13 protein-coding genes and 3 tRNA genes are annotated in these 19,484 nt (G+C 62.6%); 2 read left to right on the forward strand and 14 right to left on the reverse strand.

From position 1 onward, the window contains the following. Positions 1-300: 300 nt before the first annotated feature. From DMP06_RS07175 to DMP06_RS07190, 4 genes are all read right to left on the reverse strand, one after another. Positions 301-375, reverse strand: a tRNA-Asn gene (locus tag DMP06_RS07175). A gap of 6 nt (positions 376-381) precedes the next feature. Then, positions 382-456 (reverse strand) — tRNA-Val (locus DMP06_RS07180). A 163-nt stretch (positions 457-619) separates the two neighbouring features. Beyond that, positions 620-694: transfer RNA gene (locus DMP06_RS07185), tRNA-Ile, on the reverse strand. Between the two features lie 55 nt (positions 695-749). Beyond that, entirely contained in the window at positions 750-2,465 is a 1,716-nt protein-coding gene (locus DMP06_RS07190; RefSeq protein ID WP_245962423.1) for a helix-turn-helix transcriptional regulator, read from the reverse strand. Between the two features lie 349 nt (positions 2,466-2,814). Here DMP06_RS07190 and DMP06_RS07195 point away from each other — a divergent pair, with 349 nt between their 5' ends. Beyond that, positions 2,815-4,545 (forward strand): FAD-binding protein, encoded by a 1,731-nt coding sequence (locus DMP06_RS07195; RefSeq protein WP_123209067.1) that lies wholly within the window; start codon positions 2,815-2,817, stop codon positions 4,543-4,545. A 194-nt stretch (positions 4,546-4,739) separates the two neighbouring features. Here DMP06_RS07195 and rpoD read toward each other — a convergent pair whose 3' ends face one another. From rpoD to DMP06_RS07245, 10 genes are all read right to left on the reverse strand, one after another. Then, positions 4,740-5,903 carry an RNA polymerase sigma factor RpoD gene (gene rpoD, locus DMP06_RS07200; RefSeq protein ID WP_123209068.1) on the reverse strand — a complete coding sequence of 388 codons (1,164 nt, stop codon included), beginning with the start codon at positions 5,901-5,903 and terminating at the stop codon, positions 4,740-4,742. Between the two features lie 215 nt (positions 5,904-6,118). Then, positions 6,119-7,978, reverse strand: coding sequence for a DNA primase (gene dnaG, locus DMP06_RS07205; RefSeq protein ID WP_123209069.1), 1,860 nt, complete (start codon positions 7,976-7,978; stop codon positions 6,119-6,121). Positions 7,979-8,093: 115 nt separating this feature from the next. Beyond that, positions 8,094-9,014, reverse strand: coding sequence for a riboflavin biosynthesis protein RibF (gene ribF, locus DMP06_RS07210; protein ID WP_181443037.1), 921 nt, complete (start codon positions 9,012-9,014; stop codon positions 8,094-8,096). Then, complete coding sequence (gene truB, locus DMP06_RS07215) at positions 8,998-10,008, reverse strand: tRNA pseudouridine(55) synthase TruB (protein WP_123209071.1); 1,011 nt, start codon at positions 10,006-10,008, stop codon at positions 8,998-9,000. Before truB ends, ribF begins: the two co-directional genes overlap by 17 nt. Beyond that, the gene (locus DMP06_RS07220) at positions 10,005-11,003 is read right to left on the reverse strand and encodes a DHH family phosphoesterase (RefSeq protein WP_123209072.1); all 999 of its coding nucleotides are present in this window, start codon (positions 11,001-11,003) and stop codon (positions 10,005-10,007) included. The genes truB and DMP06_RS07220 overlap by 4 nt, the downstream gene beginning before the upstream one ends. 3 nt (positions 11,004-11,006) lie before the next feature. Continuing rightward, entirely contained in the window at positions 11,007-11,393 is a 387-nt protein-coding gene (rbfA, locus tag DMP06_RS07225; RefSeq protein WP_123209073.1) for a 30S ribosome-binding factor RbfA, read from the reverse strand. A 416-nt stretch (positions 11,394-11,809) separates the two neighbouring features. Further along, on the reverse strand, positions 11,810-14,578 hold the full coding sequence (gene infB / locus DMP06_RS07230) for a translation initiation factor IF-2 (RefSeq protein ID WP_123209074.1): 2,769 nt from the start codon (positions 14,576-14,578) through the stop codon (positions 11,810-11,812). 30 nt (positions 14,579-14,608) lie between these two features. After that, positions 14,609-15,811, reverse strand: coding sequence for a transcription termination factor NusA (gene nusA / locus DMP06_RS07235; RefSeq protein ID WP_181443038.1), 1,203 nt, complete (start codon positions 15,809-15,811; stop codon positions 14,609-14,611). Between the two features lie 69 nt (positions 15,812-15,880). Further along, complete coding sequence (locus DMP06_RS07240) at positions 15,881-16,354, reverse strand: ribosome maturation factor RimP (RefSeq protein WP_123209075.1); 474 nt, start codon at positions 16,352-16,354, stop codon at positions 15,881-15,883. Positions 16,355-16,600: 246 nt separating this feature from the next. Beyond that, positions 16,601-17,473, reverse strand: a complete 873-nt coding sequence (locus tag DMP06_RS07245; RefSeq protein ID WP_123209076.1) for an NUDIX hydrolase — start codon at positions 17,471-17,473, stop codon at positions 16,601-16,603. A 519-nt stretch (positions 17,474-17,992) separates the two neighbouring features. Between DMP06_RS07245 and DMP06_RS07250 the strand changes: the two genes are divergently transcribed. Continuing rightward, entirely contained in the window at positions 17,993-19,303 is a 1,311-nt protein-coding gene (locus tag DMP06_RS07250; protein ID WP_123209077.1) for an MFS transporter, read from the forward strand. Positions 19,304-19,484: the final 181 nt, after the last annotated feature.

The following is a 19,484-nucleotide window of genomic DNA, read 5'->3' on the forward strand; positions in this document are numbered from 1 at the left end:
CGAGTGGATGCGCTGGTTCCGCGAGGGGCGCATATCCCAGAAGCTCGGGTGGCTCACCCCGGACGAGCGCCGCGCGGCGCTGGGCTATCCGGTGCTGTAGGATGTACAAGAAAACGTCCGCGGTCCCATGGCACACGTCAGCTGCACGATTCTATAGAATCCTTTAAGTTTTAGTTCAAGCCGCCGAAAACAGCAAGCGGCAGCGCGGGCGCACCGCTCAAGGGCTCGACCCCTCCGCCAAACGCACGAATCTGGATTTAGGGCATGAAAAAACCCGCCGAAGCGGGTTCTCAGTTCAAGTGGCTCCTCGGGTAGGATTCGAACCTACAACCTATCGGTTAACAGCCGAGTGCTCTGCCGTTGAGCTACCGAGGAATATGATGGTGGGCGTTACAGGATTTGAACCTGTGACCCCTTCCGTGTGAAGGAAGTGCGCTCCCGCTGCGCTAAACGCCCACTTGTTTGCGCCTCAAGCGCGAGAAAGAATAATACTCGCATCGCTCTTGTTTGGCAACCCCCAATTTGAATTTTTTTTCAATCAAATCGGGCAAACAAGCCAAGGCAGGCTTCGCATCAGGCGTTATCGGAGTCATCTTGAAGCATGCACACGCAAGATGATTGGTGGGCCCGGCCGGATTCGAACCGACAACCAAAGGATTATGAGTCCCCTGCTCCACCGTTGAGCTACAGGCCCAGAGCCCGTTGCAAAGCCCGACTATTGTAGCGTAAACCCGAATATACGCAAGTCATCATTCCTCAAACAGATACACAACATCGATGAGCTCTTGCTTGGAGTGCACGCCCATCTTGGAGAATACGCCCTTGGCATGAGTGCGCACGGTGTTCTTTGACAGCGTGAGCTCATCGGCGATGAAAGCCACATCGCGCCCATGCGCCAGAAGCGTCATCACCTCGGTCTCGCGCGCAGTAAGCCCGTAATGTTTAGCAACCCCGGCACATTTGCGTTCGAGGCCCACCACTCCCGATGAAGGGTCCGAGGGCTCCCGAGGCGCACGACGATCCGCATCTCCATGCATCCGCGGTGCAACAGCCCCCTTTGTGCGCGACGCTGCGCCTCCGCTCTCGTTCTTAGCATCGTCCGCCATGTGCTGCCTGGCGTATTCTTCACCGCGCAACGCGGCATCGCCCGCATGGCGCGCGTCGCCTCTGGCCTCCCCGACGCGGTTTGCCACGGCCCCCAATAGCACGGAGCTGTTGCTGAACGCGTTGGTCTTCGCACTCGCCCGCGCCACGTCGCGAGCAGCTTTAGTGCGACGAACGCCGTCGGTCAGACGGCGCCCCAGCGTAAGCGCCATCGAGAGCACATAGATAGCCACGAGCGCAATCGCGAACAACCAAAGCGAGGTAGCCTCTCTCAATCCGCCAAACGAATACGACAGGAGCGCCCCACATGCCAAAAAGAGATAGACAACGCCCGAAAATGCACCAAACACCAGCACGGGCGGCAGCGCATACATGCGCGCTGTGCGAGCGCAAGTAACCACCATGAGCGACGAGGTGATAGAGAACACGGTAAACGCGATCGAAACGAACAAGCCTCGGCTCTGCCCCGTGAGAAACGGCAGCAGCAGAAACGAAGTCGCGATGAGAGGGAATATGAGCAGTTGAAGCTTGGAGAGAAGGGTGCGGGTGTAGATCATTCGCCAGCAGCCGAGCAGCACGATAGAGGCAAGAAGTAACCCTAGCATGCCGCTGTCGTTCACGCCATTCAGCGCTCCCCCGTCGATGATCGTGTCGGCGCGGATGATGCCGATCAAAAGCGCCGAGAACGCGACGCACAGCAGCGGTCTCCATAGGTCGATAGCGGCACGCAGAATCTTATCGCCTCCGCTGGACGGAGCGGCCTGAAACATGGGATGGCGAAACGCCGGGCCCACCTTTCGCGCCGCCACGCAAAACGCCGTCACCAACGGGAAGCATACGAATGCCACCAGCCACACCTGCACATCGGCGGGCAAAGCGCCCATCAAGAGATAAGCCAGAGCGCTGATCGCCGCAGCGCAAAACACGACGATTCCGGCGACGTACACCCGCAGATTCGCCACGAGCTCCTGCAGAGCGCAGAAGAAGAACGCGCTCGCGCACCCGAGCAACCCTCCCGTCGCGGCGCCGACTGCGGGCGGATACGCATCACGCCAAACCTGAAAGCCGAGAAGCACTCCTGCAGCGACCACCATCGCAAGCGCCGCCGCAGGATGCCGCCATGCCCTTGACGAAGGGCGCAGATACGCAGCGCCCGCCACAACGAACAACCCGATTGGATGGGCGAAGGCGCAGGCGAAGTAGCTTGCCGCGCGATAGGCCGCGTCGGAGCCCGCCGGAACGACGCTCAAGAAACCACCCCAGAGAAGCACCGACGTGCACATGAGGAACAGCCCGTACACTACGGCGCAAATGCAGGCTATCTTTTTAGGCATGCTCCCCACATCGGACCTTGCAGCCAAAACGTTCCCTCCCGTGACGTTTTCAGCTTTGCGAGCGTGCGGCGGCACGCATGACTCTCCCTTTTCACGCGTCATTACGCCCGTGCATACGCACATCTTCACGCTGCATTACAACGATGATAGCAGAACCGCGCGGAGGCGAACCGATCCAAAGAGCGTTGAGGGCGCCTAGGTCGAATCTCACCCACCCTATGTGAAGCATTCATAAGCGCTCTAGGCTGAAATAAGGGCAGACCCGAACATCGGGCCGGGCGGATGAAATGCGCAACTCATCCGCCGAGGGGAGCGGGCTTGCCCCGCGCAACGCTTCGGAGCGCAATGCTTCGAGCGAACAGACAAGGAGGGAATCATGAAGAAAGACCTCGACCGCCGCACATTCCTCAAAGGAGCAACCATCGCTTCCGCCGGCGTGGTAGCCGCGAGCGCACTTGCGGCGTGCTCGCCCTCGACATCGGCAGAGGAGACAACGGAGACCGCCGCCACCTCATCCGGCGAAGCCGTCAATACCGCCTCGCAGCAGTGGAGCTTTGAGATTCCGCCCGAGGCCATATCCGACGACCAGATTACCGAGACCGTCGAATCGGAGGTCGTCATCATCGGCTGCGGCATGGCGGGCATGTGCGCCGCTGCGTCATGCGCCGAGAACGGCCTGGGCGTAACGCTCATCACGGCCTCCGACGGCCCCGTGTCGCGCGGCGGCTCGAACAACGGCGTCTACTCCACCGTCATGGAAGAGATGGGGCTGCCCCGCATGGATCCCACGTGGTTCTACCGTATGCAGTACGCAGCCAACGGCGGCAACTTCAAACCCGAGCTGTGGTACAAGTTCTACAACAACTCCGAAGAGGCCATCAACTGGATCATCCAGATCGCTGCTAAGGCCGGCATCAAGACCACCATCGAATCGGGCCCGGTATACGAAGAGGGCGACCCCATGTACACGCCCGCCGCGGCGCATGCGTTCTACGTGGATGACGAAGAGCTCCATGGCGCCATCGGCAGCGGCGAGGGATACATCGCCGAGGAGATGGCCCGCTACATCCAGGAGGACCTTGGCGTGGACGTGCGCTTCGGCGTGCATGCCGAGATGCTCGTGCGCGGCGGCACGCCTAACGGCAAAGAAGGCCGCGTGGATGCCGTCATCGCCACCAATGCGGACGGCGACTACGTGAAGTTCGTGGGCAGCAAGGCCGTGATCCTCGGTACGGGCGACTACTCGCACAACGAGGAAATGATGGCTCGCTACTGCCCCGAGGCGTTGGAGCTGTGCGACTTCACCACCGACATCGACTACAACATCGGCATTTCCATGGGCGGACTCATGCCCGGCGAGGGCCAGCAGATGGAGCTGTGGGTGGGCGCCGCCTGGCAGAAGGCCCCCAACAACATCATGCTCGGCCGTCCCAATCTGCCCGGCGATCAGCCCTACACCTCGCACACCGGCCTTATGGTCGACGAGGACGGACGCCGCTTCATGAACGAGGATGTGCTGGGCGGCCTGGCCTGCGCCACCATCATGCACCTGCCCAACCGCACCTGCTACTCCATCTGGGGTCAGAACCGCGCTGAGGCGGGCGGCCCCTGGGGCGCCATCAACTACGCGCAGGGCGAGTACTTCACCACCGAGGAGGTCATCGACCGCTGGGATAACGACCTCGATGGCTTCGGCATCGTGAAGGGCGACACCCGAGAAGAGGTAATCGAGGCGCTGGGGCTTCCGCCCGAGACCATCGACACCATCAACCGCTACAACGAGATGTGCGAGAAGGGCGAAGACACCGACTTCTACAAGAGCCCCGACAAGCTGATCAGCATCGGCGAAGATGACGGCCCGTTCTACGGCGCGCCGTTCTCGCCCGGCCTGCTGACCTCGCTGGGCGGCTGCCGAAGCGACGTGCATCTGCGCGTGCTCGACGCAAACGACGAGCCTATCGAAGGCCTGTACCACGTGGGCTGCATGATCGGCGACTTCTATTCCGCCACCTACACCTACGCCATGGAGGGCATGAACTACGGCGCATGCTGCATCACGCTCCCCTACTGCCTGGGCAAAGAGCTCGCCTCCGGAGAGCTTGACTAGCGCATACCGCCACGTCATGCGGAATCCTCGGGCTGCCGCCCCTCCCTCCCCAATACAGGCTGCAGCCTGATTCCACCAAGGGCCCGACTCGAGTCGGGCCCTTTCACATACGCGCCCATGGCACAGAAAGGCCCGATGACGAAAGCCATCGGGCCTTGCAGGTATGATTGGATGAGCGATCGAAGACCGGAGCGCTAGTCCTCCAGGTAATCCTTGAGGCGCGCAGAGCGGTTGGGATGGCGCAGCTTGGCGAGCGTTTTGCTCTCGATCTGACGGATACGCTCGCGGGTAACGCCGAACTGACGGCCCACCTCCTCGAGCGTATGCGGGTGACCATCCTCGAGGCCGAAGCGCAGCATGATAACCTTGCGCTCGCGCTCCGCCAGGCCCTCGAGCACCTTGCTCAGCTGCTCCTGCATCATGGAGAAGCTTGCGGCATCGGGCGGCACGATAGCGGCGTCGTCCTCGATGAAATCGCCCAGCTGGGAATCTTCCTCCTCGCCGATGGGCGTTTCAAGGCTCACCGGCTCCTGGCTGATTTTCTGGATCTCGCGCACGCGTTCGGCGGTGAGGCCCATCTTCTCGCCGATTTCCTCCGGCGAAGGGTCGCGCCCAAGCTCCTGAAGCAGCTGGCGCTGAATACGGACGAGCTTGTTGATGGTCTCCACCATGTGCACCGGAATGCGGATGGTGCGCGCCTGGTCGGCGATGGCGCGCGTGATGGCCTGACGAATCCACCACGTGGCATACGTGGAGAACTTGAAGCCCTTGGTGTAGTCGAACTTCTCAACCGCGCGGATGAGGCCCAGATTGCCCTCTTGGATGAGGTCCAAGAACAGCATGCCGCGGCCCACGTAGCGCTTCGCGATAGACACGACCAGGCGCAGGTTGGCCTCGATCAGCTGCTGCTTGGCGTCCAAGCCCACCTGCTCGACGCGGGTAAGGCGGCGACGCTCGCGGCGATCGAGCTCGATGCCTTCGTCCTCGGCCTTTTCAAGCTCTGCCGCGGCGGCAACGCCGGCCTCGATCTTCATGGCCAGGTCGATCTCCTGGGCGGCGTTAAGCAGCGGCACCTTGCCGATCTCTTTGAGGTACATGCGTACCGGGTCACCCGTAAGCATGGTGACCGACGCGTCGGCCGTGCGGCGACGAATGCGCGTGGAGCGCGAGGATACCTTGGGCAGGTTGACCTCCACGCCCTCGGCCGCCTTGAGCTCTTCCTCGGGAATGCCCTCGAGCAAATCCTCGTCAGAGAGGTTCGACTCGATCTTGTCTTCCTCGAGCGTCATATCGGCGTCGTCGACGACGTTCTTTTCCTTTTTGGAATCTCCGGTTACTTTCGCTTTGGCAGCAGTCACAGATGCTATCCTTCCTCCGGAAAATGGGCGCAATGGCCCTAAAGATACAGCAATCAATATTAGCACAAAATAATGGCACGCTAAACGATATTTTTCACCGGCGATGCGTTTCTCATCAGAAGAAAAACGCATCGCGCGCGAAGCCCGGTCTGAACCTCGCGCATTCCGGTGCTCATTCGCACCAACGCGCCTAGTTGATGGCGCCCGGTTGCTCTTTAGTTGATGGCGCCGAGCGGTTTATGCTCTCGCCGCAGGGTCGTGAGATCCTTTTGCATGGACACCACGGCGGCATAGGTCATGTCGTAATCCTCCTGAGACATGGACGAGGGATCCTTGAGCTGCACGTTCAATGCGACCACGGAATCTTCCATATCGCGGATGGCCAGCTCCTCCGCCAAAAACTGCGCGACCTCGGCAGGCTCGAAATCATCGTAGGTCGAGGCGTGCGTGAGCGTCGACGAAGACCCCGGACACAGCCCCTCCACCCCGCGCACGACATCCCCGGCACTCGCCTGGGCGTTCTCGGAGAGGTACGCCAACAGCGCCGCGGCGATATCGGCGTGGGCCGAACGACGCCACTGGGTCTGCGCCAGCACGGCGGCGTAGTTCATGCCCAGCTGCGGTTCACGCGCGCACAGCGAGAGAAACTCCCGCTCGATGCGCAGCCGCTCGCGCTCGCGCGGAGAAAGCTGGATGGCGGGCCGGGGCGGCATCGGAGCTTCTTGCGCATCCTCGCGCTCGAACGCCTGGCGCGGTGCGGGCGTGGAGGCAAGACGCTCGACCACGGTCTGTGCATCCATCTGCAGGCGATCGGCGATATATCCCGCATACTCCTGCGCGAGCACCGACTGCTTAATGGGCGCAAGCAGGCCCAGGCACTCGGGCAACGCGCGGCTGCGATCGGCGAAATCCGCCACGTTGAAGCGCGACAGCGTGCGGTCGATAGCGTAGCGCAGAAGCGGCACCGCATGCTCCAGCAGCTCGTTCAAGGCATCGGCTCCACGCTGCTGCACGAAATCGGCGGGATCAAGATTGTCGGGAAGCGTGACCGCATAGAGCTCCACGCGGGAACGCCCCGCCTCGGGGAGCATGCTTTCGTCCACGAAGCGCGCGGCGCGGTCGGCCGCCCTCTGCCCTGCCTCGTCGCCGTCGAACAGGTACACGATGCGGTGCTTTGCGTGGCGAGACAGCGCGCGTATATGGCGCAGGGTGAGCGCCGTGCCCAGCGTGGCGACGGCGTTTTTCACGCCCGCCTCATGAAGCACGATCACGTCGGTGTAGCCCTCCACGACAATCGCCACGCCGGTAGACGCCATGGTTCCCTTCGCCATATCGAGGCCAAAGAGCACCTCTGATTTGTGGAAGATGGGCGTTTCCTGCGAGTTCAGATACTTGGGCTCGCCCTTGCCCACCACGCGCCCGCCGAACGCGATGGTGTCGCCGTCGGCGTCGCGGATGGGGAACATGATGCGGTCATAGAACCGGTCGCGCAGGCGGCCGTCGCGCTTGGAGGGCAGCGCCACATTGGCGTCGATCATCTCCTGCGGGGAGAACCCGAGAGAGCGCAAGTGGTACACGAGCGACTCACGGCCCGGCGCATAGCCCAGATTCCACCTCTTGGGCACCTCTCCGCCCAGCTTGCGGCCCGAAAGATAGGAACGCGCCGCATCTACCGAACCGCCCTTTCCGCGCATGAGCTGCGAGTGATAGAACTCCGCGGTGGCCTCGCACACCTCCTTGAGGCGCGCCTTCTTGCCGCGCGAGACGCGCTCGCCGGGCGCCTCTGCGATCTGGATACCCGCACGGCGCGCCAGCTCGCGCACCGCATCGACGAACCCCAAATCGTCGATCTTCATGACGAAGCTGAATACGTCGCCGCCCTCGCCGCAGCCGAAGCAATGCCACAGCTGCGTGGTGGGATCGATCTTGAACGAGGGCGATTTCTCGTTGTGGAAAGGGCAGCATCCCCAGAAGTCGCGCCCACGCTGGCGCAGCTGCACGCGCTCCCCCGCAATCGCGACAAGATCGCTCGCCTCGCGCACGCGCCGAATGTCCTCTTCAGATATTCCGGCCATACCGCCCTCCCCTCGTTTCTCGAGTCATGAATTGAACCCGCCCGCTTCCAAGGGCCGAAACGCAAGCAGGCGACACCTCGTCGAGCCGTTCAGAAGCTCGGCAGAACCGCAGAACCTAAAGGTTCTCCCGCACCCATTGGATGTTCGACTTCACGGTGGCGATGAGCTCGTCGACGCTTTCGAACTTGATCATGGGACGCAGGTAGTGCACCGGCTCGATCTGGATGATATCGCCGTAGATCTCGCCCGCGAAATCAAGGATGTGCACCTCGCACGTGGCCGTCGCATCGGCGAACGTAGGCGCCACGCCCACGCTCATGGCAGCCTTGTAGCGCACGCCGTCGACCGTCGCATAGGCCGCATACACGGCCTCGCCGAGCACCTGCATCATCGAAGGCAGCGAGATGTTGGCCGTGGCAAAACCCATGTCGGTGCCCTCGCCGCGGCCCTTGAGCACGGCGCCCTCGAACACGTACGGATGCCCCAGAAGGGCACACGCCTGCTCGCATTCCCCATCGGCCAGAAGAAGGCGGATGCGCGTGGCGGTTATGGGGCGCCCATCGGCGCTTTTGAGGTCATGGGCGCATACATGCATGCCGTCGCGAGCGCCCCACGCCTCAAGATCGGCCACCGTACCCGCCGCGCGTGCGCCGAAGCGGAAGTCGCTTCCCACATGCATTGCGTACGGCACAGCGCCCTTGAACAGGGCGTCCAGAAACGCGGAAGGCTCCTGCGAGGAGAACTCCGCCGTAAACGGCAGAACCACCACGACGTCAACGCCCGTTTCGGCGAGCGCCTCGATGCGACGCTCGTTGCTCATGAGCTTCTTGAGGCGTTCGGCATGAAAGCGCTCGTCGGGATCGATATCGAACGTCAGAACAGCCGAAATGCCGCCGGATTCGCGCGCCGTTTTGACCGCCTCGCCGATGAGGAAGCGATGCCCGCGATGCACGCCGTCGAACACGCCAAAGGCGCACGACGCTCCCGCAAGCAGCTCGTGGTTGAACGTCTCATCTGCCTTATAAACCTTTGCCACGGATGACTCCTTGAGAAAACACGCAGCTCGGGCGCGCAATGCCGTGCGCCGCATCGGCCGCATAGAGGGCCACGAGCTCATTTTCGTACACGAGGCTTACGACCTCGCCTTGGGCAGGCGCATCGCAGCTTTTGCGCGCGCCGCGACGAGGTCCGCAGTCGCTCTCGTCGAAACGGCGCGGAGGCTCGAACAAGACCAGATCGTCCAGAACGAGCTGACGTCCGTTGCGCACCGACGCAGCCTGCGCCTCATCCAAAAACGCCATGCGATAACCCAGCAGATACACCGGGTCGATCACCGCATCCAAACCGCGGTCCTCGAGCGCCTCAAGCGATACGCAGTCCTCGACATCGAGGTTGCCGGCAAGCGTGCGGCGCAGCGCATCCACATGGGCCGCCGTGCCGAGCGCCGCCCCCACGTCGCGCGCCACCGAGCGAATATAGGTGCCCTTCGACACCGAGAGGCGCACGTCCCAGTACAGACACGGGGCATCGTGGTCGGTCTCCAAGCCCAAAAGCTCGGCATCGTAGATCTGGATATCGCGCGGCTCGAGCTGCACGATGTTGCCCGCACGCGCCGCCTCGTACGCCTTCACGCCGTTGCGCTTGATGGCGGAATACGCAGGCGGCAGCTGACGATGATGCCCCACGAGCGTACGCACGTAATCGGCGGCAAAAGCCGGATCGCATACCTCGGGCGGCACGGGCGCCGTGCGGATGGGCTCGCCCTCCGCGTCATCGGTGTCGGTGGCAACGCCGAACGCGATGCGCACCTCGTACGTCTTGTCGTGCGCGGTCATGTACGCGTCAAGACGCGTGGCCGGACCCACGCAGATCGCGAGCGCGCCGGTGGCAAGCGGGTCGAGCGTGCCGGTATGGCCCACGCGACGCTCGCCGAAAATACGGCGCACGGCGTTCACGATATCATGAGAGCTTTTGCCCCGCGGTTTATCGATACCCACGATGCAGCAGATGCCGCTCTGGCCTCGCTTCATCGAATCGCCTCGCAGAGCGCGTCCAAGCGCGTCGAAAGCTCGCAGCGGGCATCGGAGAGCGTGCCCTCGAACGTGAACCCGGCCGCCGCCTTGTGTCCGCCGCCCCCGATCGACCGCGCAAGCTCGGCCACATCAAGGTCGTCGCCCTTGGCGCGCAGGCTTCCGCGCACGCATTCGGACTGCTCACGCAGCATACACGCTACCTTCACGCCCTTCAGCGAGCGCAGCGTGTCTATAAGCGGCTCGGCATCGGCCTTTACCGCCCCCGTGCGCTCGAAATCGGCGAGCGACACGTAAGAAAGCGCCCACAGCCCATCGGAAGAGACCGTCATGTTCTCGAGCATGATGCGTTCGAGCTGGATGGATGCGCTCGTACGCGACTGGTACACCTCGCGCGCCGCAAGCGAGGGATCGGCGCCCGCGGCAACCATCTCGCCGGCGGCAATGAATGCGTCTGCCGTGGTGTTTTGATACTGGAAACGCCCCGTATCGGTCATGAGGGCCGCATAGCAGCACATCGCCATCTCGGGCGTGGGCTCAACACCCAGCTCTTTGATGAGCTGCCAGATGAGCATGCCTGTGGCGGGGCTATCGGGATCAACGTAATTGAAGTCGGACATCGATTGGGGCACCGCATGGTGGTCGATGGTGAATTTGACCTTTGCGCGCTCCTGCACCCGAGCGCCCTCCCCCATACGTTCGGGGATGGGCACGTCGCATGCGATAAACGCCCGCACGTCGCCCTCGAACTGCGACCCGGGCACCATCTCCTGGATGCCGGGCAGAAACCCCAGACCGGCTTCAATCGGGTTGGAGCTGGCCAGAAGGCAGGTAACGCGCTTGCCGATCGACTTGAGCGCAAAAGCGAGCGCGAGCTGCGACCCCAGGCAATCGCCATCGGGGTTCACATGCCCGCAGATCGCGAAATTGTCGTATTTTTTAATCTCGTCCGCCATCGCCGACAGCGTTGTATTGGTTTGAGGGGTAGCAGCCATCGCCTACTCCTCGCCCTTCAGCGCCTCATCGGTGCCGTGCGATTCGGCGTTGCGCTCGGCGTCACGCGAGAGGGCGTCGGAGATGCGCTGGGCCTCGTCGACGCTCGCATCGAGCAAGAAACGCAATTCGGGAGTCACGCGCCACGAGAGCGCACGGCCCAGAAGCGAGCGAATGCGCCCGCGCGCGGCGGCGAAGCCAGCAGCGGCATCGTCGTAGCGGCCGGGCTCGGCGGTATAGAAAACGTTGCAGTAGCTGCGGTCGAAGCTGACCTCGCAACCGGTGATGGTGACCATATGCAGACGAGGGTCGCTCACCTCGAACAGGAGGATGTTCGCCAGTGCTTCGCGCGCCTGCTCGTTCACTTTGCGGCTAGAACTCGATTGCTTCATGAATAGCCCTCCTTTCAGGAAGGATTTCCAAACTCGCGATGGGTGCGGGGAGGCATTCCATGCTCAAACAGTCCTGGCTCGCACGAAAGTCACATTAAGTGGCTTTCGGCTCGTGCGGAACTGCGCGTGGAACGCCTCCCCGCACCCACCGTAAAATACAAATCAAACCTTAGGGGCACGGAACGAAACAGCGAACGACACCCCGGTGTCCCAGATTGGCGGAACAGCGCGGGCGAAGCATGCTTCGCTACGTGACGAACACGCCGGTGACATGTTCAGTACCTGCCTTTGCGCCCGAGAGGGCGCGTCCTGCTCGCTCGTCGAGCAGGACGTCGCGAAGAGGCGGGGCGCCCGCCTGCCGTGCAGCATCGCAGCGCCTCGAGGAGTGAAGCATAGGCGGCAAAAGCCGCCAGACTTTACTCCGTGCGTTCGACTTCCTCGATACGGTAGCCCTCGATGACGTCGCCCACCTTGATATCCTGGTAGCCGTCCACGCCGATGCCGCACTCGTAGCCCTGCTTGACGGTTTTGACGTCATCCTTGAAGCGGCGCAGCGACGAGATCTTGCCTTCGAAGATGACGGTGGAATCGCGCACCACGCGCACCTTGTCGTCGCGGCTGATCTCGCCCTCGGTGATGTAGCAACCGGCGATGTTGCCCACCTTGGGCACGCGGAAGACGTCGCGCACCTCGGCAGAACCTGTGTCGCGCTCCACGATCTCGGGCGAGAGCATGCCCACGCGAGCCGCATTGATGTCCTCGATGGCCTGATAGATGACGCGGTACAGGCGAATGTCGACCTTCTCGTGCTCGGCAGCCTTGCGAGCGCCCGCGGTAGGACGCACGTTGAAGCCGATGATGATGGCGTCGGAAGCGGCAGCAAGGGTCACGTCGGTCTCGGTCACGCCACCCACGGCAGAGTGGATGATGTTGATCTTGACCTCAGACTGGTCCATCTTCTCGAACGCATCGCGCAGCGCCTCGATAGAGCCCTGCACGTCGGCCTTGACCACCAGGTTGAGCTCGGTGGCGCCGCCCTCGATGCGGTTGAACAGGTCGTCCAGGCTCATGTGGCTCTTGGCCTCCTGGGCAGCCAAACGGGCACGCAGCGCACGCTCCTCGGCAAGCTTGCGGGCATCGCGCTCGTCCTCGAACACGCGGAACTCGTCGCCAGCGGTGGGAACGCTCGAAAGGCCCAAGATCTCCACCGGGTCGGAGGGACGGGCCTCTTTCGCGTGCTCGCCGCGCGGGTTGACCAGCGCGCGCACGCGGCCATGGCTTGTGCCGGCAACCACGGCGTCGCCGGGCTTGAGGGTACCGCGCTGAACAAGCACCGTGGCAACCGGGCCGCGGCCCTTGTCCAGATTGGCCTCGATCACGAAGCCGGAGGCCAGCGCGTCGGGATTGGCCTTGAGCTCAAGCACGTCGGCCTGGAGGATGATGGTCTCGAGCAGGTCGTCGATGCCGAGCTTCTGCTTGGCCGACACATTGACGAACATGTTCTGGCCGCCCCATTCCTCGGGGATGACGCCGTACTCCACAAGCTCCTGGCGCACGCGGTCGGGCTGGGCGCCGGGCTTGTCGATCTTGTTCACCGCCACAACGATCGGCACCTTGGCCGCCTTGGCGTGGTTGATAGCCTCGATGGTCTGGGGCATCACGCCGTCATCGGCAGCCACCACCAGCACGATGACGTCGGTCACCTGGGCGCCGCGGGCGCGCATGGCGGTAAACGCCTCATGGCCGGGCGTGTCGATGAAGGTGATCTGGCGGCCGTTGATGTTGACCACCGATGCGCCGATGTGCTGGGTGATGCCGCCGGCCTCGCCCGCAGCCACGCCGGTGTGGCGGATGGCGTCGAGCAGGCTCGTCTTGCCGTGGTCGACGTGGCCCATGACGGTCACCACGGGCGGACGCGGCTTGAGATCGGCCTCGGTGTCGTTGTACACCACGGCGTACTCTTCCTCGGGCGACACAACGCGCACCTTGCGGCCCATGTCGTCAGCGATGAGCTCGATGAGCTCGTCGGTCATGGTCTGGGTGACGGTGAGCACCTGGCCGAGCATGAAGAGCTTCTTGATGATCTCGCTGGAGTTCACGCCCAAAAGCTCGGCGAACTCGCCCACGGTCGCACCCTGGGGCACTTCGACCACGCTGTCATCGAGCACCAGATCGGGATCGATGCCGCGCTCCATGGCCTCCATTGCCATGCGCTCGCGCTGCTGCTTCTCGCGCTTCTCCTTGCGCTTCTTGCGACGGCCTTCGCCCTCGGTGTTGGAGGTTGCGGCGGCCACGGCGGCGCGGGCATCGGCCAGCACCTTGTCACGCTGCAGCTTCTCCGCCTGCACGGCCATCTGGGCGTAGCGATCCTCGCCCTGAGCGTTTGCGAGCTCGGGCACATCGGGCTCGAAATGATGCGGGGCGCGACCCTTCTGGCCCTGCGCCTTGCCATGCTTCTTTGCGGGACGCGCAGGCTGCTGCTTTGCAGCCGCCTTCTCGGCGCTGATGCGAGCGTTCTCCGCCTCGATCTGCGAAAGCAGCGAGCTGAATGACGATTTGGGGGCCATGCTGGGCGCGGGCTTTTTGGGCTGACGCTCGGGAGCGACAACCTTGCCGGTCTTTTTAGCTCCGCGGTTCGCGAGCGCCTCCGCGACCGCCTTCTTCTTGGCGACCTCGGCCGCAAGCTTGGCGGCACGCGCCTCTGCGGCGGCCTTCTTGCGACGCTCGGCCTCGGCGGCCTTCTGCTCCTCTATCTGCTTGGCGAGGCTCGAAAGACCGGAAGACGCCACCGGCGCAGGTGCGGGCTTTTTGGCCTTCTCGTGCGCCTGCGGGGCCTCGCGGTGCTCCGCGGCGCCGGCTCCCTTGCCGCGGCGGGCGCGCTCTGCGTCACGCTGGGCACGCTCGCGCTCCACGGCCTCGCGGCGAGCGCGTTCGACCTCGGCCTTCTCCTCGGCCTTCTTCTCGGCCTCTGCCTTGGCCACCTCGGCGGCCTTGGGATCTATCTTAGCGGCGACCTTCGCGCTCAATTCGGGCACGATCGCCTTGCGAATCTGTTCGACATGCGCATCGGTTAGCATGCTCGCGTGGCTTTTCGCGGGAATCTTCATGCCCTGGATGCGAGAAAGCAGCTCTTTGCTGTCCATGCCGAACTCTTTCGCCAACTCATGAACTCTCATGCTGGCCATACGGTACTCCTCGTCTTTCCTTCTTCCTACTTACTCGCAATCGGCATGGACGCCGCAGAAACGGCTGCCGGGACGCGCGTGGTTGCGGCAAGGCGTGCCGTCCTCGGACACGAAGGCGCAGAACTCGCCTTCCTCCTCGGGCTCCTCGTCGATAAGCATATTCTCCTCGGGAGCAGGCGCGATGCCAAAGCTCGTGGATTTGATGTCGATGTGCCAGCCGGTGAGGCGCGCAGCAAGGCGAGCGTTCTGGCCCTCCTTGCCGATGGCCAGCGAAAGCTGATCGTCGGGCACGATGACGGTAGCGTAGTGGTTCTCCTCGTCCACCAGGACGCGGTTGACGCGCGCGGGAGAAAGAGCATGCGCCACATACACTGCCGGATCGGCATCCCACTGGATAACGTCGACGCGCTCGTTGCGCAGCTCCTCGACCACCATGCGCACACGGCTGCCCTTGGGGCCTACGCATGCTCCCACGGGATCGAGCTTGGGCTCGCGGCTGGCCACAGCCACCTTGGAGCGGGCGCCGGGCTCACGCGCGACGTTTTTGATCTCCACCATGCCATCGTAGATCTCGGGCACTTCGAGCTCGAACAAGCGGCTGATCAGGTCGGGGTGCGTACGAGACACGACGATGGCGGGACGAGCCGCTTCGCCGCGAGCGCGAGGCTCGAGCGAATTGGGGTCGCGCACCTCGATGATAAGCACCTTCAGGCGCTGGTTGTGGCGGTAGTGCTCGCCGGCGGGGCGCTCGTTGCGCTCGTTGGGGTTGCGCTTCTGGTCGTAATGGGGAAGCTCGGCCTCAACGCCGTCGCGAATCTTGATGATGGTGAAGTCAGGGGTCACCTGGAGCACGGTGCCGGTCACGATGTCGCCCACGCGATCGGAGAACTCCTCGTAGATGCTCTGGCGACCTGCCTCGCGCACCATGGCGGCGATGACGCCCTTGGCGTTCTGCGCGGCGATACGGCTCACGTCGCTCGGCGTCACGTCGCGCTCGGTGAACTCGGTGTACTCATCGGTCTCCTCGTCGTAGGACTCCTCCACGGGCACCATCTCGTACACGTAGATGCGGCCGGTGGCGCGGTCGATGGTCACGCGCGCATCCCATTCCAAATCGAGGATGTTCTGGTAGCTCTTGGCGAGGGACGCCTCCAGGCGCTCGAGCAGGTAGAACTCGTCAATCTTCTTCTCGTGCGCCAGGGCCTGTAAAGCCTCCATCAGTTCGGATGCCATGATCGTCCTCCTTGTATCGTCTTTTGCTTGAATCTTTCAACTAGTTCGATGCGCCGTGCGGCGCGTGGATTACCTGAATTCGATCTTGCCCTTCACATGTGCCTTCTTCACTTCGGCGAGCGGAACCTCGATGCGGCCCGACTCGGCATCGAGCAAAACCGCATTCGCCTGAGCGTCGAAGCCCGCGAGCACCGCGTTGAAGCGGCTCTGCCCGTCAATGGGCTGGGTGGTCATCAGATACACGTCCTCCCCTGCGAAGCGCGCGAAGTGCTCGGGCGTGCGCAGCGGGCGGTCGATGCCGGGAGAGCTCACCTCGAGCGTGTAGGCGCCGGGGAACGGATCGAGCTCATCCATGAGCTCGTTCACCCACACCTGGGCTGCGGTAATGTCATCGAAGGCAATGCCTTCGGGTTTGTCGAGGTACACGCGGATGGTGGGCGCCTTGCGCGAGCCCACGACCTCTATCGTCACCACCTCGATGCCCTCGGCTTTCGCACGCGGCTCGAGCGCGGCGAGAATCGATTGTTCTTTGGATGTGAGCACCTCGACCCCCCTATCATCTGCCCGACTGAAACTCGTCCTGCCGGTCTGCTCGCCGGCATGATAATGCGCTCATACAAAAAGAAAGCGGGACGAGCCCACTTTCTCTCACAAGCGAAAAAGTTGTTGCGCACCTCCCGTCGAAGATGCGGAAGCATTTATACCATATCCGCAGCCTATTCCACAAGAACGTCGCGAAAAATCGCATATCGAACAGGAGGCGGGAGCGCGAAAGGGCTCGATGCCGCCCTATGGCAGCACGCATTCGTTGACGAAGCCGCCCCGACCGTCGTCGCGCGGCTCCATCATAAGGCGGTCGATATGCGCGCGCCCCTGAGCAAAGGAGCGAGCGTCGACGGCTCGCGCGAGACCGTTGAGGTTGTAGGCGGTCGCAGGCACAAGACGCGCTTTGCCGGCATCGGCCCGCCTCACGATCTCGTCGGGTTCCACCCAGCCCGAAACAGCGGCCTCGGTGGTAAGCGCGAGGGCGTCCTGCCCCGCAGGCAAAAGCGCCGCGAAGAAGAACGTATCGTAGCGACGCGGGCAGTACAGGGGCGTCACCCAGCGCGAGATCGGCGCGAGCAGGTCGGCGCGCAGGGCAAGCCCGCGAGCATTGAGAATATCCAGCAATGACACCTCGTGGGCCTCAAGACGCGCACGGTCTGCCTGCCAGCCCGCGTCAGTGGGATCAAACGACACGAGCGAGCCCTCATCGCCCGCAAGCAGCACGCTCGCCTCCTCGAAAAGCTCGCGTGCGGCTGTGACCACGAGCGAGCGCGCAAGGGATGCGCTCTCTATGCCCAGACGTTGCGCCCACTCCTCAGGACTCGGACCGATCCAGGGGATCTCTCGCTCGTAATCATCCTCGCGCGCGCTCCCTCCCGGAAACACCGCCGCTCCGGGAACGAAGGCCATCGTGGACGCGCGGCGGATCATGAACACCTCTTTGCCCGATGCGGCGCGCGGCGCATCGCGTACCAGCATCACCGAAGACGCGTTGCGGGGAGCAACCGCCTGCTCATCCGATGCGCGAAACGCCCTGATTTGGACCGCATCTTCCTCGGACACAGGAGCAGACACTACGCCGCCCGATTCGGTGGGGATATCGATGAGAAGAGTCATGTAAGCCTCCCGTCAGCCAGGCATGGCGCAGAAAAACGCACTCCCGCACCCTTTGATCCACATCCGCCCAAAGGGTGAGCTTTGCATCCACCTTCGCCCAAAAGGCAAGCTTTGCACTGCGTTTCGCTTTCGAGCCTTTCTACGCCGGATGCGTTTGATAGGCCCATCCTATCGAACCGAAACATGAAGCGATAGAATCCGTCCTCAAATCCGCCAATTTATGCCACACATCTTATATATTGTTGGTATTCATGCATTTTGCCTTCTTGATTTTCGGCGCAAATTATCTGTTCTGTCCGAATTCAATTACCAGTTTCCATGAATTGTTGGGAATAAAACGGAAATTCCTATTGGTTTTGTGTTCATTCAGTGCGCATAATGTGCACTAGGTTTGATGCTCCCCGTTCTTTGCGATGCGAACGGCCTGTCACGCAGGTTGAGCGGTTCGGATCGGTGACTACGGGAAGCATCGAGGGGTTTAGGCAAAAGTTCGGCTGTAGTCTTGATAAGGAGGACTCAATGAGCGCAGCAGCTGAAAGGGCGAAGAAATACCTGTTCGCTATTGCCACCGTGTACATGTGCTACCTGACTCACGGCGTGCAGGCTATCATCTTCAGCCAGAACCAAGTTAACTTCTACACCCAGTGGGGCTTCACCGACGCCGCCGCTGGCGCCGCGGCCGTGTCCCTGGCCATCACCTGGACCGGCGTAGGCAAGTTCGTCTCCGTGTGGATCGGCGGCGAGATCTCCGACCGCATCGGCCGTAAGATTCCTGCCGTTCTCGGCGGTGTTCTGTACATCATCTCGTTCGTCATCATGCTGGTGACCGACAACGCCACCGTCGCCTGCGTCGCGGGCTTCCTGTCCGGCGTTGCCACCTCCGGCTTCTGGGACGGCGCCCTGTACCCGGCGATCGCCGAGGCGAACCCGCGTTACTCCGCCTCCACGACCATCGGCATCAAGGCCGTCATCTCCGTGTCCGGTATCATCTATCCTATCTTCGCCGCTATGAACTCCGGCGCTTCCTGGCACATCAACATCTGGATCCCGATCGTGATGTCCATCATCGCCACCGTGTTCGCCATCCTGACCCCGTTCGTCTATGACGACGAGCGCAAGCAGGCTGTCGAGGCCGGCGACGGCGCTGCGGCCAAGAACGCCGCCGACGCCGAGATCCAGGCCGCCAAGGATGCCATGCTGCAGAAGCCTACCGCGATGACCAACTTCGTCACGCTGTTCTTCGGCTTCGTGATTATGTTCATCATGTACGGCGCGCAGCAGTACTCCAAGTCCTTCGGCATCAACAACCTGGGCCTCGACCCGGTTGCCGCCGCTGGCATGACCTCCATCTACACCGCCGGTTCCATCATCGCCGTGCTCTTCTGGGCATGGATGATGGGCAAGCTCCGCTGGACCCCGATCAAGGTCATCCTGATCGACGCCATCCTGTCCGCGGCTGCTCTGGCTCTCGTTATCCTCGCGCTGCCCCTGGGCCTGGGCGCGGGCGTCGTCTACGTCGCCATCGCGGTCCTCGGCTTCGGCGCTGCTGGCGGCATGCTCCAGACCGGCGTTACGCTGCGTCAGATGATGTGCCCCGGCCCGCGTGGTCGTAACGTTGGTATGTACTACACGTTCATGGGCTTCGCGTCCGTCTTCCTGCCCTTCATCGTTGGCTCCATGACCAGCGCCACCGGCGAGGCCACAGCTGTGTGGATCATGATGATCCTGCTGCTCGTCGCCTCCGTGCTCGCCATCCTGATGTCTGTATACGTCATCGCACAGTACAAGAAGCAGTTCGGCGAGAGCGCTATGAAGCCGATGAAGGACTAGCTTCAAGCAAACACCCGCCTAAAATAACCCCGCCTCAAACAAGCGAAAGGCAGTCGGCAAGCCCGGCTGCCTTTCCTTTATTTTTTGGCCTTTCACCTGCGGTTTTGACCTATAGAACTCTTCTATGAAACCCATAAGAAAACGCCCTGAGTACCGATTAGACGCACCTCCTTATGCACTC

This window comes from Slackia equolifaciens (assembly GCF_003725995.1).
GTDB lineage: Bacteria > Actinomycetota > Coriobacteriia > Coriobacteriales > Eggerthellaceae > Slackia > Slackia equolifaciens.

Coding starts and splice junctions, on each gene's coding strand:
- DMP06_RS07250 (WP_123209077.1), top strand. CDS start 17,993: ATGAGCGCAGCAGCTGAAAGGGCGAAGAAATACCTGTTCGCTATTGCC.
- nusA (WP_181443038.1), bottom strand. CDS start 15,811: ATGGCATCCGAACTGATGGAGGCTTTACAGGCCCTGGCGCACGAGAAG.
- DMP06_RS07195 (WP_123209067.1), top strand. CDS start 2,815: ATGAAGAAAGACCTCGACCGCCGCACATTCCTCAAAGGAGCAACCATC.
- rbfA (WP_123209073.1), bottom strand. CDS start 11,393: ATGAAGCAATCGAGTTCTAGCCGCAAAGTGAACGAGCAGGCGCGCGAA.
- infB (WP_123209074.1), bottom strand. CDS start 14,578: ATGGCCAGCATGAGAGTTCATGAGTTGGCGAAAGAGTTCGGCATGGAC.
- DMP06_RS07245 (WP_123209076.1), bottom strand. CDS start 17,473: ATGACTCTTCTCATCGATATCCCCACCGAATCGGGCGGCGTAGTGTCT.
- dnaG (WP_123209069.1), bottom strand. CDS start 7,978: ATGGCCGGAATATCTGAAGAGGACATTCGGCGCGTGCGCGAGGCGAGC.
- truB (WP_123209071.1), bottom strand. CDS start 10,008: ATGAAGCGAGGCCAGAGCGGCATCTGCTGCATCGTGGGTATCGATAAA.
- DMP06_RS07220 (WP_123209072.1), bottom strand. CDS start 11,003: ATGGCTGCTACCCCTCAAACCAATACAACGCTGTCGGCGATGGCGGAC.